Below are 17301 nucleotides of genomic sequence, written 5' to 3'. Positions count from 1 at the left end.
CATGATTAAGGGATTCATTTTTGATTTGGATGGTGTAATCACAGATACCGCTGAGCTGCACTACGCCGCTTGGAAAAAATTGGCCGATGATATGGGTTGGCAATTTGACCGTGACCTGAACGAAAAGCTTAGGGGGATTTCCAGAATGGATTCTATAAAAGTGATTATGGACTATAATAAGGTGTTCTTGGATGAAGAAACCATAGTTGAACTGGCCACAAAAAAGAATGATATTTATGTAGAAAGTTTGGACAGCATGACCCAAGAGGACTATTTACCTGGTGCCAAAGAACTTTTGACACACCTCAGGTCTGAAGGCTTTAGTGTGGCTTTGGGCAGTGCAAGTAAAAATGCCAACAAGGTGTTGAAACAACTTAACGCCATCCACTTTTTTGATGTTATTGGTGATGGAAACAGCGTTTCCAAAAGCAAACCTGCACCAGATATTTTCTTGTTCGCTTCCGAAAAATTAGGCTTACCTCCTGAAAACTGTATCGTTTTTGAAGATGCCGAGAAAGGAATCGATGCTGCAAAAGCAGGTAATTTCCATAGTGTTGGTATTGGTCCCAAAGAACGAGTGGGCCATGCGGATATTAGGTTCAATACCATGAAGGAGGCTACACTGTTCGAAGTAAAATCACATTTCAAGGATTTATTCTAAAAAATTCATCAAAGCATCCTTCAATAGCTCAAACCTCTCTTTTTCAAAAAGTTGGGCTAAAATGTTTATTTTAGTTAGCAAATCAGCCTCCATGAAAACCATATCCCACGTTTTGGGTGGCCTTCTTTTGCTTTCGACCAATCTTTTATTTGCACAAAAGGATTCAACACTCGATAGTCTTCTTACGGTTTATCAAAACCAAAGCGAGGGCATCGATAAAATTGAAACGCTAGACCATCTCTATTACGAAGTATTTCAAAAAAAGAAGCCAGAGGACGTTTTGCCATACGTGAAAGAGCAACTTCGGTTATCCAAGGCATTCGATTATCAAAAAGGTGAAGGTGACGCACTATATAATTATGGCAATTATCATCGTCGTACCTACTCTTTTGATTCCGCTAGATATTACTTCCAACTTGCCAAACCTATCTGGGAAACTATCAAAAACAAGGCTGGAATGTTTAAAACCCTCAATGGTCTTGCCAAGGTAGAGCAACTGTCAGGAAACTTTGATAAATCCATTGCCTTATATGAGAATGTAATGCAAACCGCGATAGATATGAAAAGTGGTATTCGTATTGCTGAAACCAATAGAGAGATTGCAACCATCTATATGGATAAAGGGGTTTACGAATTGGGAATAAAACATATGCTAGCTGGTCTTAGTGGATTAGATTCTTTAAAAAAACCACATCCAAGACAACGTGCAGACATGTTGGTAGGGGTGGGAAGAATTGAAAGTTTGCGCGGGAACGATGAAGCTGCCTTAGAGCCTCTAATGGAAGGGCTGGAAATTTTTGAAGACCAAGAGAATCACCTTTGGGCGTGCATCACACATACCGAAATTGGCTATGCATATTTAGGCCTTGACAATATTGATAAGGGAATTGAGCATTTCAAAAAAAGTTTGGAAATCTCGATAAATTCTGGAAGAAAAGGCTTTGAAGCCATCTGCTACCATAATCTAGGTTTGGCCAATCGTAAAAAAGGTAATCTTGACCTAGCGGAGCAATTTCTAAAGAAAAGTATCGACCTTGGTAAAACAACAGCTAACAACAGTGTAAGTTCCTTGAATGAGCTGGGAAGTTTATCATTGGAAAAAAACGAACCTTTGGAATCCATAAAACACCATACCGAAGCCATTCAACTGGCTAATTCCATAAAAAGTTTAGTCGAGCTAAAGGATGGATACAAGGGACGTTCCCTAGCTTATGAACTCAATGGTCAATATCAAAAAGCACTTGAAGACAAAAAGCAGTTCATAATTTTAAACGATTCTATTTTTAACTCCACAAAATCGCAACAAATTGAAGAGTTGCGCACTATATATGAAACCGAGAAAAAAGAACAGCAAATTGCCCTTTTGGAACAAGAAGCAAAAGTGAGCAAACTTCAAAAATACCTTTTGGGCGGAGGCTTGGGACTTTCGGTGTTGGTATTTGGATTTGGGTTTTATGGAGTCCGACAAAAATTAAAAAGAAATAAAGCTGAAAAGGCAAAGCTAGATGCCGAACTTGATTTTAAAAAGAAGGAACTGACAACCCACGCCTTGCACTTGGCCAAAAAGAATGAGGTATTGGAAAGTATAAAGCAAAAGGCCGAAGCATTAAAAAAAGAAGAGTCTGTTAAAACTGGATACCAAAACCTTATTCGGACCATTGATTTTGATTTACAGGATGATAATAACTGGAAAAACTTTTCTAGGTATTTCGAAGAGGTCCATAAAGATTTCAATAGCAATGTAAAAGCCCGTTTTCCAGAAGTTACACCGAATGAACTACGTTTATTGGCATTACTTAAAATGAACCTTTCCTCAAAAGAGATTGCCAATATGCTGAATATTTCGCACGAGGGAATTAAAAAAGCACGTTACCGTCTTCGCAAAAAACTTAATATCCAAACAGAAGATTCACTCCAGGACCTGGTCTTGAGCCTATAAGGGCTTATTGCACGTCCACTTCTTGTCCCACCCATATTTTTGGGATGTCCACCCTTTGTCCCCCCTGATCATTTTCACCCTCAAAATCAGCGCTTTATGTTTGTTTCGTCAAGCTTTTGACACCGTTTTGTGGTCTTGCTCGGCTAAGGGCTGCAGACTGTTACCGAGTAAGTCACACAAAACAGCAATCACATTCAACCACAAAACAAAAAAAGATGAAAACAAAACTAAAACCATTGAATAGAATTTGCCTATTGTTCTTAGTGGCATTGACTGTTTCCTGCGGAAAAGAAAGTGGAATAGAACCTATCGCTAACGACCCTTGCGAAGAAAATCCTTGTGGCAACCCCAATCAATGCCCTGATCAATGTACCAGTGTAGACACCGGTGATGCAATAACAGATGATGACCTGAACCCTGAGGGAACTGTAACGGAAACGGCAAACGGTTATCTTGTTGACGGTTCCCTTACCCTGAACACCGAGGAAGAAACCATCGTTTTTGCCAAAGCAGACCTCGATGTTCAATTTAATGATGATGGCACGCTAAAAAGTATCAGCGGCACCTCAGAAATACCTGCACCTACCAACTACTTTGAATTTGAGACACCTGTTCAAGCAGATATTGGATTCTTTACAGGTAAATTTCTGAATGAGAATCGTGATTTTGAAATTAAACTGGTGGATGAACGCTCTTATTTTGTTTTTGCAGTTTCAGCTGGATTGGAATTAAAACTTGGAGTCAATAACGATCCCGACGCTCATAAACCGCTCTCCATAGAGGCACCTGTGGGCGGACATATTACATTCATTGCAGATTATACAGACCCCATGTTCTTCTTTTCATTAGGAGGTGATGCCCTGGGTGGCGACGATAACAACAGCGACAATTCCAACGGGGACAGCAGTTCAAGCCATAACAAATTGTCCAGTGTAAGTTTTGGAGGGTCCTTTGGCTCCAACTTTATGTACGAACCTACCAATCCGGTGCAAGGGAATGTCGTTTCGTTCCAAGCCAATCAGGTGACCGGTGGAACAGTTTCATTATTTAAATTATTGAAAGCTTCCGGTATGTATTACCAAAACAGGGGTTTCAGTGCTGATCTTGATTTTAACGAGCCAATGGAGTCGGATTTTGGGGTAAACTATCGGGCAGGCATCAATGGTAAACTTGACTTATCCATGGAAATAACCTCTTTCATATCGTTTGGATTTCCAATTGGTTCGGGCAGTGCAGCAGTGGTTGCTGAAGCTTCCACCAACGATGGTGTAACAGCCAAAGCCTTTATTAATGGTTTGGTTGACCCCGATTTATCCTGGTGGCCAGATTTCATTCCGCTAATGCCCGATGGAGACATGAATGCCTATGGCTTTGTGGAACAAACGGGCAACTTCGATATTGGATTATCCGGATCCTTTGACATCCAAATGCCCACCGGCAACCAAGGTATGGAGGGTTCTGTAAGGGCAACGCCAGAGGCCTTTACCATGCAAGGGGAAGTATATTCGGGTGACGATGTTTGGGGTGCATCAGCCGTCTTCACCACAAATGAAACCAAATGCATTGCTACAAAGCCCGATAATTTTTCCGATGGCATCTCTGAGACAGTAACTTCTCAAATCGATGCAGCCATTGAAACTACACAAAATGCAATACAGGAACTTGAAGATGCAGAGACGCAATATGATTTGGAACTCAGTTTAAGAGGTTTGAGGGCTGCTTTGCCTGGAATCATTGATCAAGCAGATGCTGCCATTGATGATGCTGTTGATGCAGGAATAACCACAGGAAGGAATACAATCAATTCCTATTTGAGCGATAATAACAGAATACTTTGCAGCGATAATCTTTCCGGACAGATCGATGCCATTGTCCGGGGACACAGAAATGCGTTGACAAGGTTACGCAATGCAGTCAATGAATCTAACGACAATGCTACAACAAGAATCGAATTGGAAGCCGCCTTGCGCGATTTGGCCAGTTTAGATAGAATCAACAGGACATTTTCGGTAACCATAATCCATGGGCATCCCACTTTTGGATGTGGCGACCTCTGGACCATGACTGCATCAAGAAGTGTAACCATTAATGAGACCGTACTAACAAGCAGTCAAAAAGCACAACTCTTGGAGGCTGCGGATAATGTTAAATATATTGAAGAGGCGGATGGCATTCGGATAGAAGCACAGGACATTGTTGACCAGTTGCCAACAGTGGAAGAGTTGGAAGGTCTAAAGGATAACGTGGAGGCGTGTGTTCAGGAACTTACCAATGGCATTGGTGGAGCAGGATTTACATACAACCACGACACCAAGGAATTTGCTCATTTTATCATCATCAATGGGGAGGAGAAAGAAGTAGGCAGTTTTAATATTTTCGATAAGAATGAACTGATTGAAGTATCAAGACCAGAGATTGGTGACTGTAATGCCAATGGTGCTCTAAACAAACTTATGGAAGATGCAAAAGCCAGAACCAAACAAAATCAATAAAAATTAAGCTCTAAACAAACATAAACCTGTAAAAAGCAAAAAGCCCCGGGAACCACTCCGGGGCTTTTCAATAAAATCAAAACCAACCTAAACATATGAGTTAACCAACTCAAAATATTTACTTTTTCATAGCAATTTTCAAGTATAGAACAACCAAGTAAGAAAATACCCTACCTTGGTTTTAATCTTTTTTAAAAAAGATTAAATTTTCTACTGCAGCCGGCAGATTTAGCTCCACTATTTATGCTTTAAAATTGTAAAGTCTTGGGAAAAAGGATCTAATGTATCCAACAACATAGGAAGCAATTCGTCCCCCATTTGCATATACATTTCAGAGAAGTTGAGTTGTCGCTCTTGCAGGGATTGGTTGGGGAACAACTTATTTTGAAGTTCGGTCAACCTAACCACATGGTCCTTTAATTTTCGTTTTTGAGCTCTTAACAAACGTTTTTCTAGGTTATCCAAACCTTTCTTCTGCTTTACTTCTTGCGCCTTTACCGCTCCCAAAAAACTTTCATCCGTTTTTTCTGCCAATTCGTACATATGTTCAAATTGCTCTTCCAATAATCTTTTTTGGGGTGTAAAATCAATATCAATATTTGAGATACCCCGTATCTTTTTATTGATAAGTGAATGTTGCTTCATAAACAAATGAGATACTTTCAATCCCATCTTTTCTACTTTTTCAGATTGTTTTTCCGTTATCAGCAAAGCTGAGTTTCTAAGCATCAGCATAGGAAATGTTACCCCTAGTTCATCAAAATAGGATTTGAGCTCCAACCAATAGGCAAGCTCCCCTCCTCCACCTATGTAGCATAAATTGGGTAGAATCACTTCCTGATACAACGGACGTGCGACCACGTTGGGGGAAAAACGCTCTGGGTGTGACTCAAGCTCTTCTAAGAGTTCTTCCTTGGAAAAATCGATATGCGTGTTGATTACGTGGTATTTCCCTTTTTTTAGGATAATTCGCTCCCGCAAGTCATCCTTTAAATAGAAATAATTGATTTCCCTCGGGTTTACCTGAATGTTATAATCGGACGAAACATTGCTCAATGCATTGATTGTTTCCGAAATTTTATCATAAGGTGTGTGGTCTAGAATATCTTTCTTCGCATAGGGAACCAACAATTCCTTCAGTTCTGCATCATCCCCATCAACAATAACCAGCCCTTGGTCTCCAAACAATGCATTGGCAAGATATCGAGTGGCCTCGGTGAGGGTGGAGTGTTCCAAGTATGCTTTTTTGAAAATCTCTTTCAAACTTTCCGTCAGTCCCAAATTACCAAGTTCGGCCCCGAATACTTCAAAAACATCTTCCAACCCTTCTGTAGACAATCTTCCTACTGCGCCAGATGCTTTTTTGTTCCAAAGCACCTTTTTTCCATGCAGATTGAAATAATTGATTTCATCAAAATCATGGTCTTCGGTAGCCATCCAATAAACGGGCACAAAATGGTTTTCCGGATGCGCTTTGTTCAGCTTTTTGGCCAAGTTAATCGTGGAAACAATTTTATATAGGAAGTACAGCGGACCAGTGAATAAATTCAGCTGGTGACCTGTGACCACCGTAAAAGTTGTCTCCTTGGACAACGCATCCATATTTTTTTGGGTCGCCTTGAAAGCTTCAATACCTTTATACTGCTTCTTCAAGGAATTAACTAGGATAGATCGGTGTCCTTTTGGATAATTGGCCGCCTTCTCTTTGATTTGATCACCAAAATTCTCAGGCAAAGGATATCTGTTAAAAAAAGGGGTTAAGTCTTTTTTTTGGTCTAGATAGTCACAAATTAATTGGGAAAAATAACCGGTCTCCTTAAAGGGTATACATTCTACTTCCATTCAAACTGTAATGAGGTGTTCAAAGATAAGTCTCTTCTTTTTTTCTCATCCTAAAAATACGTTAATTGAATTTTATGCAATTTTAATGGGGCGACCTCGATAAAATTAGGTTTCTGGCTCAAATTATTAGTAGATTTGGTAGAACTAATTAACCAAGCATGACCAAATTTTTATTTTCCCTCATTCTTTTAATATCAATTTCCGTATCAGCACAACAATTAAAGTCCCCTTCGGAATTCTTGGGGTACGAACTCGGAACACAATTTACCCGCCATCATGAAGTGGTGGATTATTACGAATATTTAGCGGAATCCGCTTCTGACAGGGTGCAACTTACAGTTTATGGTAAAACCAACGAGCGCAGGCCCTTAATCTTGGCCTACGTATCCTCTGCGGAAAACCTTGCCAATCTGGAAACCATTCGACAAGAGCACTTGAAAGATACCGAAGGAACCGGAAATTCTTCAAAAGCGATTGTTTGGTTAAGCTATAACGTACATGGAAACGAAAGTGTGAGCACGGAAGCTTCTATGAAAACCATTTATGAACTTTTGACCAAAAAGAGTTCTTATTTGGAAAATACTGTGGTGATTATGGATCCATGTATCAATCCTGATGGGCGTGACAGATACAGTAACTGGTATAATCAATATAAAAACACACCTTACCAAGTTGACCCCAATAGCAAGGAACACCATGAAGGTTGGTGGAGCGGACGTAGCAACCACTATATGTTCGACCTTAATCGTGATTGGGCATGGCTTACACAAGTAGAAAGCCAGCAAAGGCTAAAAATGTTCAACCAATGGTTGCCGCACATCCATGTGGATTTTCATGAACAAGGTGTGAACAACCCTTACTATTTTGCCCCAGCGGCAGAACCTTATCATGAAGTGATTACCGATTTCCAACGTGATTTTCAGGTAACCTTGGGTAGAAATCATGCCAAGTATTTTGATGCAAACGGATGGTTCTATTTCACCAAAGAAGTTTTTGACCTGTTGTACCCAAGTTATGGAGATACTTATCCTATTTACAATGGCTCAATTGGAATGACCTACGAGCAAGGCGGTAGTGGAAGAGCTGGTCTTGGTGTAAAAACTGCCATTGGCGATACACTTACCTTAAAAGACCGAATTGCTCACCACTTTACAACCGGACTTTCCACCGTAGAGGTATCTTCTCAAAATGCAGAAAAATTAAATGAAGAATTCAGAAAGTTTCACCAGAATAAAGAATTCAAGTACCAAAGCTACGTGCTCAAAGGTGACAAGGACAAATTGAATGCTCTTAAATCACTTTTGGAAAAACACAACATTGAGTATGGCGATCTAACCAGTGGTTCTTATAGGGGACATAGTTACAGCACAGGTAGCAACGGAAGCCTGTCCATCAATAAAAATGGAATGGTGGTTTCCACTGACCAGCCCAAAGGAACATTGGTAAAGGTATTGTTTGAACCAAATGCCAAACTTTCGGATTCGTTGACGTATGATATCACGGCTTGGTCCCTCCCCTACGCATATGGGTTAGATGCCATTGCCTCAACTTCCACAGTTTCCAGCCAAAATATGCAGGAAACCTCTGTTTCCTCCAATATTAGCAACGGTAGTTATGCGTACCTAACTGATTGGAACAGCATGGACGATGCGCGCTTTTTGGCGGCCCTTCTCAACGAAGGAATTCGTGTTCGCAAAGCTGACCATCCCTTTACTATTGAAGGTAAATCTTTTAATCGAGGAACTTTGATCATCACCAAAGGGGATAACGAAAACAAGGATGGCTTTATTCAAACATTGCAAACCATTGCCACAAAATTTAAAAAGGATATAACACCAACACGTACCGGTTTTGTGGATTCTGGGAAAGATTTTGGTTCTTCATCCATTCAAATGATTACTAAACCAAAAGTTGCCGTTTTATCCGGAGGCCCTACTTCAACGCTTCGCTTTGGAGAAATTTGGCACTTTTTCGAACAACAACTGCATTACCCACTTACAGTTATTGATGATGATTATGCCAATAGAGTGGATTTAAACGATTATAACATTTTAGTGTTGCCCGATGGACGATATGGCAATCATTTTAATGAAGACCAATTATCTAAACTAAAGAATTGGGTTAGGCAAGGGGGAAAAATCATTGCCATGGGTGGTTCCATAGATGCTCTTGATGGCGAAAAAGGATTCGGGGTCAAGAAGAAGAAAATGGCAAAAGATTCCAGTGAAAAATCACCTCAACCTTATAAAGATTGGGAGAGAGAGCGTATTAAAGGAGCGATTACCGGTGCCATCTTTAAAACCAAAGTAGATAACTCCAATCCATTGGCCTACGGGTATGGCTCGGACTATTTCTCTTTAAAACTGGGAAGCAGTGCTTATGAATACCTCAATAATGGAAACGCAGTATACCTGGAACAAAACACCAAGCCATTTTCTGGATTTGCTGGAACTGAGGCACAGAAAAGGATTTCGGAATCCCTAGTATTCGGAGTGGAAAACTTTGGCCGTGGTCAAGTGGTTTATATGGTGGACAATCCTTTGTTCCGAGGATTTTGGGAAAACGGAAAGTTATTCTTTGCCAATGCGCTCTTTATGGTGGATTAAAAAAATAGCTGGTTCCGAGTTAGTTATTCAGTTTTTAACAAGACCTGTGTAGAGACTTATCTTCAAAATTTCGTATTTTTAATAAAAAGAAAAAATTGCAGATATGTCACCTAGAACCTCATTGTCAATTTTAATAAAAAAACACAGGGCACTATTGTTGTCGACACTATTTGTGGCGGCCATGCTGAATCCTGGAGAGACCCTTGGATTCCAACAAGATAATGCCGCTGTAGATTTTAACCAATATAGTGGAGAAGTTAGAGAGGAATCAAGTAATAAACCGTTGGTTTTTGCTACTCTCACGGTGGAAGGCACCAATATTAGCACAATTACCAACACAGAAGGAAACTTCCTTTTAAAAGTACCCAAAGAATATACCGACAAAAATGTGGTGATTTCTTTTTTGGGGTATAAAACCAAAAAGGTGCCCATAGCCAACCTAAAGCCAGAAAAAAACGAAATATCTTTAGAAGTATCGGTTACGCAACTTTCAGAAATTAATATCAATGCACCAAAAGATGCTTTGGCCTTGGTGAAAGAGACGCTAAGGAACAGGGTTGACAATTATTTTGATGATTCAACTTTAATGACGGCTTTTTATAGGGAAACCATAAAAAGGAGAAGAAGAAACGTTTCTTTGGCAGAAGCCGTGGTCAATGTATACAAAACACCTTATAGTTCTGCCAGAGATGATGTGGTCGAACTTTACAAAGCCAGAAAAAGTACGGATTATAGTAAATTGGATACCGTTGCATTGAAACTTCAAGGAGGTCCGTACAACACCTTATATGTGGATATGATGAAGTATCCAGAGTATATATTTTCAGAAGAGGATTTGTCCAATTATAAATTCACTTTTGATAGATCCACTCGAACCAATGATAGATTGATCTATGTAATCAAGTTTGATCAATATGAAGGTATTATTGAACCTCTTTACCATGGTGAATTATTCATTGATGTTGGAAACAAAATCTTGACAAGCGCCACTTTTTCCCTGAATATTACTGATAGGAAAAAAGCAGCCCAACTTTTTGTGAGAAGAAAACCGGCAAAGGTGGATGTTTGGCCTACAGAAGTGTCCTACCGCGTTGATTATAGAGAAAAAGATGGAAAATGGTTCTATGGTTACAGTAGCGTATTTATGGAATTCAAAGTGGATTGGGAGGATAAATGGTTCAATTCGATGTACAGCATGACCGCAGAAATGGCCATTACAGATTGGGATAAAAATTTAACTGGTGAAATACCTCGATACCGGGAGCGGATCAAAAAATCCATAATCCTTAGTGATGAAGCTTCTGGTTTTTCAGATCCAAATTTTTGGGGCGAATACAATATTATAGAACCTGAAAAGTCCATTGAATCTGCCATTAAAAAAATCCAGAGACAATTGCGTAGGGAGGATAGAAACAGCGAATAGTTTCAGCTTTTCTTCTAAATTTGTTCATTTTTATCTTTGTGTTGCATAATCCAATCTAAATGTCCAAAAGAAGAAGCTTTTTAAAGTCAGCAACAATGCTTGGTGCTGCAACCTTACTGCATCAAACAAGTTGGGGAAACAAATCTATCTCTTTCTCTGAGCCTAAAACAAAACCGAAAAAATTAAAACCTGGCGATACCATTGGTTTGGTTGCCCCAGGCTTCGCGGTAAAACCTGAAGCACTTTACCTCGCGGAGGACACTTTGCACAAAATGGGCTTTAAAACCCATTATACTGAGCGTATCAAAGGAAATTATGGTTATTTCAGCAATACGGATGAAGAACGTGCAAAAGATTTAAATGAAATGTTCGCCAACCCAGATGTCGACGCCATACTTTGTGCGAGAGGTGGATATGGATGTACTCGTATTCTGGATTTGTTGGATTATGAATCCATCAAAAATAATCCAAAAGCACTGATTGGCTTTAGCGATATAACGGCGTTGATAAACACCATCTATAAAAGAACAGGTCTTGTTTGCTTTCATGGTCCTGTGGGTAGTACCATAGATGATGAGTACAGCCAGTCCTATTTCAAAAAGGTTTTGATGGAACCACAGGAAACTTTACCCATTAAAAATGCAATTCTTAATGACCCAAAGCAGTACCGCAACAGTGAATATTACAGATATACCATCACTAAAGGGGTTGGACAAGGTGAACTTGTCGGAGGTAGCTTAACATTGGTTACTGCAACAATAGGTACTCCATACGAAATCGATTTTACAAACAAACTCGTTTTTTTGGAAGATGTTGAAGAAGCCCCTTATCGAATAGACCGAATGCTCACTCAACTTATCGATGTCGATACCTTTTTAAAGGCCAAAGGAATTATCTTCGGAGTCTGTAAAGGCTGTGACCGCAAAAGAACAACAGAAAACTTCACCCTAAGGGAAGTGATTATGGACAGGATAGCTCCATTGGGCATTCCCGCTGTTTATGGCATGAGCTTTGGGCACATACCACAGAATTTCACTCTTCCGATAGGGGTTGAAGCTAGCTTTAATGCATATAAAAAACAACTGCGTTTATTGGAGGCTGCTGTTTCTTAATACCATTATTTTTTCTTGAACTCGCTAAGGGTTTTGATAATGATGGACACACAATCCATCAATTGTTCACGGTTCATCACCAAAGGTGGCGCGAATCGAATAATATTACCATGCGTTGGTTTCGCCAAAAGTCCATTCTCCTTTAACGCCATACAAATATCCCACGCGGTAGAACTATCCTCGGTATCGTTGATGACAATTGCATTGAGTAATCCTTTTCCACGTACTTTAACCACTAAATCAGAGGTAGAAATAAACTTGTTCAATTCTTCACGGAACAATTCTCCCAATTCCTCTGCATTCTGTGCCAAGCTTTCTTCTTTGATCACCTCCAAAGCAGCAGTACTCACAGCAGCAGCGACAGGGTTGCCCCCAAAAGTACTTCCGTGGCTACCGGGTGTAATCACCTCCATGATATCATCGTTGGCTAAAACCCCAGAAACAGGATAAACACCACCTGAAAGGGCCTTGCCCAAAATCAAGATATCAGGTTTAACTTCTGGCGTACCACTACAATTTTTGTCAGGACATGTACAATTACCACAAGTGGCCAATAATCTACCTGTCCTGGCAATACCTGTTTGAACTTCATCCGCGATAAAAAGCACGTTGTATTTTTCACAAAGGGCCTTGGCCGCTTTTAAATATCCCTCCGATGGCACATAAACCCCAGCTTCACCCTGAATGGGCTCTACCAAGAAACCAGCAACGTGCGGGTTGCTTTTAAGGGCACTTTCCAAAGCCGTTAGGTTATCGTACTCGATTTTTACAAATCCTTCGGTATACGGTCCATAATTTTCACGAGCAACTTCATCATTCGAAAAAGAAATAATAGTAGTTGTTCTACCATGAAAGTTGTTTTCACAAACAATTACTTTGGCTTGATTTTCTGGAATACCTTTCTTTTGGTACGCCCATCTTCTACAAATTTTCAAGGCGGTCTCCACTGCTTCCGCCCCAGTGTTCATGGGTAATAACTTATCAAAACCAAAAGTCTCGGTTGCAAATTTTTCATACTTCCCAAGCATATCATTATAAAAAGCCCTCGAAGTCAAGGTCAATGTTTTTGCTTGTTCCACCATGGCGCCAACAATTTTGGGATGACAATGCCCTTGGTTCACGGCAGAATATGCCGAGAGGAAATCATAATACTTTTTTCCTTCTACGTCCCACACATAAACACCTTCACCCTTGCTCAAAACCACTGGAAGTGGGTGATAATTGTGTGCTCCGTACTTGTTTTCCAAATCTATCGCTTGCTGCGATGTTAAATGCTCTAAAACAGCCATTTCATTAAATGATTAAAATTGATAAAATAACCATTCCTACTGTACCTTTATTCTTTCGAAGTCCCAATAGCTATCGGGGCGAAAAAGCAGCGTGGGAGAGAAATCATCCCTTGGAGTGGCCGCAAATTACAAATTAATTGATGAAAATATAAGTTTCCGAGGGCGATTCCCCTTTATACGATCGAAAGTTTACATGCAATTTAAGAAGCTGCGTTCTGTCAAATACCAAAAAGAACTTACTTTTGCGGCATGCGTAAAAACAGAAGGCGAAAAACGTTTGAAAACGTAGAAGTAATCGATGCGGGAGCAAAGGGGAAATCCGTGGGCAAAGCCCCGGATGGACGAGTAATTTTCCTCACCAATGCTGTACCTGGCGATGTGGTAGATGTGATGACCACCAAAAAACGAAAAGCTTTTTTTGAGGGGGTTGCCACTCACTTTCACACCCTTTCCGATAAAAGGACCGAACCGGTTTGTGAACACTTCGGTGTATGTGGAGGGTGCAAGTGGCAACATATGGGCTATGAACACCAACTCCATTTCAAGCAAAAAGAGGTAGAGAACAACCTAAAGCGCATAGGTAACATAGAGTTACCAGATATAACGCCTATTTTGGGTTCCAAAGAACAATATTTTTATAGGAATAAGATGGAGTTCTCTTTTTCTGACAGCCGATGGTTGACTCCTGAAGAGATCAACTCCGATATTGAAATTGAGGACCGAAATGCCTTGGGATTCCATATTCCTGGTATGTGGGACAAAATTCTTGACATTAAAAAATGTCATTTACAGCAAGACCCATCCAACGCCATTCGATTAGAAGTTAAAAACTTTGCCAACGAAAATGGAATGACTTTTTTTAATCCCAGAAAACAAGAAGGGCTTCTAAGGACTTTAATGATTAGAACATCATCCACAGGAGAAATTATGGTACTTATCCAGTTCTTTGAAGATGATGAAGAAAACAGAACATTACTGTTAAACCATTTAAAAGAAAAAATTCCAGAGATTACTTCCCTACTCTACGTCATCAATTCCAAAGGAAATGATACCATCTATGATCAAGAAGTAATTTGCTTTGCGGGTCGTGACCATATTTTCGAGGAAATGGAGGGGCTTCAATTTAAAATCAATGCAAAATCTTTTTATCAGACCAACTCAGAACAAGCTTACGAGCTTTACAAAATAACAAGGGATTTTGCAGGGCTTACTGGCGACGAACTGGTATACGATTTGTACACTGGAACTGGCACCATTGCCCAGTTTGTTTCCAAAAATGCTAAAAAAGTAGTTGGGGTGGAATCTGTACCAGAAGCTATTGAAGATGCCCAAGCCAATGCACTTCGCAACAATATTTCCAACGCAGAATTCTTTGTTGGCGATATGAAAAATGTGTTCAACAATGAGTTTATTGAAGCACATGGTCAACCTGATGTGATTATTACCGACCCACCACGGGATGGCATGCACAAACAAGTAGTTGAGCAGCTTCTGCTAGTGGCACCACCAAAAATTGTTTATGTGAGTTGCAATAGCGCAACCCAAGCAAGAGATTTGGCTCTTATGAAAGAAAAATATGAAGTCACAAAGGTTCAACCGGTAGATATGTTCCCTCAAACACACCACGTTGAAAATGTTGTACTTTTGGAAAAACGGGCGTAATTTTTGAATTAAACCCCATAGGTAACCGGAATGAAGAAAATAATCCCTATCCTACTTATTGTATCAATGCTTTATTATGTTTCTTCCTGTGAAAAGGATGACATCTGTGTTGATGGCGACACACCCCTTTTGATCATTGGTTTTTTTGACATCGAAGACACGACTGTGGCAAAGGCCGTATCATCCATAAGAATAAGGAACATTGACATTGATAGTGTTTTAACCAATGGGTCATTTGGTGATAGGTCAAACTCTCCTGACTCCCTTCAAGTTCCGCTAAGAAGCAGTGCCACAAGTACTATGTACCAGATTATTTCTGACTCGCAGGATGATGCTGATACTGGAGAGGAAACTGGGAATATCGACACCTTGACCATTTCTTACGACCTTGGCGAAGCTTTTGTTTCGAGGGCATGTGGATTTGTGGTCAATTATAACAATATTAGCGTCACCCTAAACGAAGGTGCCGAGAACTGGATTCAAGATATTAGCGTTGTTCAGCCTAATGTAGAAAATACCGATAGCATTCATGTCAAAATATTTCATTAGTATTTTATTTGGGCTGTTGCCCATTTTGGCGCTAGCACAAAGCGAGCCAATAGATCTCTCGCAAAAAGATACCATAGAGTACAAGGAGCAATATGGGCTTCGTGTAGGTGCGGACATTAGCAAACTTATACTTTCCTTTGTAGACGAAGATTATACAGGATTGGAGTTAGTGGGAGACTACCGACTTACCCATAAATTATATTTAGCTGCAGAAATTGGTAATGAAACCAAAAGACAGGATGAAAACCTAAACAACACCGTTTTGTACGATTATGAAACCTCAGGAAGCTATATTAAAGCTGGTATTGATTTAAATACCTATGAAAATTGGTTTGGAATGAACAATGCAATTACTATAGGAGGACGTTATGCCGTAGCCAGTTTTAGCCAAACATTGAATGATTATAGCCTTTACGAAACGAATCGGTTTTTTAATCCAGATTTTTTACCTGGTGAAAATCCAAATAGAGAGTTTAATGGTCTATCCGCTTCGTGGCTCGAATTTGTTGTAGGAGCGAAGGTGGAACTATTTGCTAACATTTTTGTTGGCATGAGTGCTCGTATTGGCTTTTTGGTAACCAATACGGAAGATGAACAATTCCCAAACCTTTGGATTCCAGGGTTCAATAAGGTTACAGATGGAAGTAATTTTGGCGTAAACTACAACTATTCCATTAGCTACTTTATTCCCTTGTACAAAAAGTCCAAAAAGCAAAAAGAAGAGAACAAACAATAGTATGAAAACCACACCGATTGATTATATCGAGTTTAAGTCGACTGACCTGGAGAAAACCAAGGAATTTTATACTCAGACCTTTGGTTGGGCTTTTACCGATTACGGTCCTACCTACACCTCCTTTTCCGAAACTGGTGTTGCCGGTGGTTTTGAGTTAACTCAAGAACCAATAGTCAATGGAGCCCTTATTGTTTTGTACTACGAAAACCTTGTTGAAATAAGAGATAAAGTGAAATCTACTGGAGGAACCATCACCAAAGAAATCTTTGAATTTCCAGGGGGTAAAAGATTTCACTTTACAGACCCATCAGGCAACGAATTGGCCGTCTGGTCCGAAAAATAAAAGGAGCCAACGGGCTCCTTTTACAAATTTGGTTGAGTTAGTTAGCTGTGTTTCAAACACATCTCAAATCTAAACAATTCTTTCAGTTTATACCAAATACATTTTTGGATAAACCTTTAATATTTGTTGTATTTACAATTAACTGTTTTCTTGGTATTTCCCCTTCTTGCTTCCTTCATAAATATCGTACTTTACCAATCTCGCTTCCAGTTTACCATTAAAGGTCTTTATTCTTTTGGATGTTTTTAAGCCTATATGCTTTAACGCCTCCAAGTTGGAAGTAATCAACCATGCATCAGTTCCCGGATAAACTTTTTTAAAGGTATCTCCAATTTTACCATAGAAAATTTCCATATCAATAGGCAACCGTTCACCATAGGGCGGATTGAACACCATATGAAGTTTACCTTCAACCGGCTTTTCGGCCTTAAAAAAGTCTTTACGTTCTATGGTAATGTAATCTGAAAGGTTAGCATGATCTACATTTTCTTGCGCTTTTCTAACTGCAGAAGGCGCCTTATCATAGCCGATAATCTTATGATGAAACTCTCGGACCTTCTTTAAACTGGCCTCCACAATTTTATTGTGAAGCTCAGCATTATAATCATTCCAGTGCATAAAGGCGTAAGATTCCCTATTGATGTTAG

General features: G+C 39.8%; 13 protein-coding genes (1 of these 13 only partly in view). 10 read left to right on the top strand and 3 right to left on the bottom strand.

Annotated elements, in window-relative coordinates; all coding sequences use genetic code 11:
- Nucleotide 1: 1 nt before the first annotated feature.
- From pgmB to D2V08_RS14255, 3 genes are all read left to right on the top strand, one after another.
- Nucleotides 2–661: a beta-phosphoglucomutase gene (pgmB, locus tag D2V08_RS14265; RefSeq protein WP_119608835.1), complete on the top strand. Its 660-nt coding sequence runs from the start codon at nucleotides 2–4 to the stop codon at nucleotides 659–661.
- 91 nt (nucleotides 662–752) lie between these two features.
- The gene (locus D2V08_RS14260) at nucleotides 753–2600 is read left to right on the top strand and encodes a tetratricopeptide repeat protein (protein ID WP_182835566.1); all 1848 of its coding nucleotides are present in this window, start codon (nucleotides 753–755) and stop codon (nucleotides 2598–2600) included.
- 215 nt (nucleotides 2601–2815) lie between these two features.
- Nucleotides 2816–5092, top strand: a complete 2277-nt coding sequence (locus D2V08_RS14255; protein ID WP_147374152.1) for a hypothetical protein — start codon at nucleotides 2816–2818, stop codon at nucleotides 5090–5092.
- Between the two features lie 237 nt (nucleotides 5093–5329).
- Here the strand turns inward: D2V08_RS14255 and bshC are convergent, their stop codons facing one another.
- Entirely contained in the window at nucleotides 5330–6934 is a 1605-nt protein-coding gene (gene bshC, locus D2V08_RS14250) for a bacillithiol biosynthesis cysteine-adding enzyme BshC (protein WP_119608832.1), read from the bottom strand.
- Nucleotides 6935–7092: 158 nt separating this feature from the next.
- Between bshC and D2V08_RS14245 the strand changes: the two genes are divergently transcribed.
- The 3 genes from D2V08_RS14245 (at nucleotide 7093) to D2V08_RS14235 (ending at nucleotide 12075) form a co-directional block, all read left to right on the top strand.
- Entirely contained in the window at nucleotides 7093–9540 is a 2448-nt protein-coding gene (locus D2V08_RS14245) for a M14 family metallopeptidase (RefSeq protein ID WP_119608831.1), read from the top strand.
- A gap of 181 nt (nucleotides 9541–9721) precedes the next feature.
- A complete protein-coding gene (locus D2V08_RS14240) occupies nucleotides 9722–10963 on the top strand; it encodes a carboxypeptidase-like regulatory domain-containing protein (protein ID WP_220473417.1) in 1242 nt (413 codons plus the stop codon).
- 59 nt (nucleotides 10964–11022) lie between these two features.
- Nucleotides 11023–12075: a S66 peptidase family protein gene (locus tag D2V08_RS14235; RefSeq protein ID WP_119608829.1), complete on the top strand. Its 1053-nt coding sequence runs from the start codon at nucleotides 11023–11025 to the stop codon at nucleotides 12073–12075.
- A gap of 5 nt (nucleotides 12076–12080) precedes the next feature.
- Here D2V08_RS14235 and rocD read toward each other — a convergent pair whose 3' ends face one another.
- A complete protein-coding gene (gene rocD / locus D2V08_RS14230) occupies nucleotides 12081–13364 on the bottom strand; it encodes an ornithine--oxo-acid transaminase (protein ID WP_119608828.1) in 1284 nt (427 codons plus the stop codon).
- 249 nt (nucleotides 13365–13613) lie between these two features.
- On the opposite strand from rocD, the gene rlmD reads away from it, so the two are divergent.
- The 4 genes from rlmD to D2V08_RS14210 are packed head-to-tail and all read left to right on the top strand — an operon-like array spanning nucleotide 13614 to nucleotide 16654.
- Complete coding sequence (gene rlmD / locus D2V08_RS14225; protein ID WP_119608827.1) at nucleotides 13614–15026, top strand: 23S rRNA (uracil(1939)-C(5))-methyltransferase RlmD; 1413 nt, start codon at nucleotides 13614–13616, stop codon at nucleotides 15024–15026.
- 30 nt (nucleotides 15027–15056) lie between these two features.
- Nucleotides 15057–15575 (top strand): DUF6452 family protein, encoded by a 519-nt coding sequence (locus D2V08_RS14220; RefSeq protein ID WP_245980594.1) that lies wholly within the window; start codon nucleotides 15057–15059, stop codon nucleotides 15573–15575.
- On the top strand, nucleotides 15556–16311 hold the full coding sequence (locus D2V08_RS14215; RefSeq protein ID WP_119608826.1) for a DUF6048 family protein: 756 nt from the start codon (nucleotides 15556–15558) through the stop codon (nucleotides 16309–16311). The genes D2V08_RS14220 and D2V08_RS14215 overlap by 20 nt, the downstream gene beginning before the upstream one ends.
- Nucleotide 16312: 1 nt before the next feature.
- Nucleotides 16313–16654, top strand: a complete 342-nt coding sequence (locus tag D2V08_RS14210) for a VOC family protein (protein WP_119608825.1) — start codon at nucleotides 16313–16315, stop codon at nucleotides 16652–16654.
- A 138-nt stretch (nucleotides 16655–16792) separates the two neighbouring features.
- Here the strand turns inward: D2V08_RS14210 and D2V08_RS14205 are convergent, their stop codons facing one another.
- Nucleotides 16793–17301: the 3' end of a THUMP domain-containing class I SAM-dependent RNA methyltransferase gene (locus D2V08_RS14205; RefSeq protein ID WP_119608824.1), read on the bottom strand. Its footprint extends 655 nt past the window's final position; the window shows 509 of its 1164 coding nt (coding positions 656–1164); its start codon lies off the right edge, out of view; it ends in the stop codon at nucleotides 16793–16795.

This window comes from Flagellimonas lutimaris (assembly GCF_003581615.1).
Classification (GTDB): domain Bacteria; phylum Bacteroidota; class Bacteroidia; order Flavobacteriales; family Flavobacteriaceae; genus Flagellimonas; species Flagellimonas lutimaris.
Note: the sequence above shows the minus strand (reverse complement) of the source record. Positions and strands in the feature narration are given on the sequence as shown.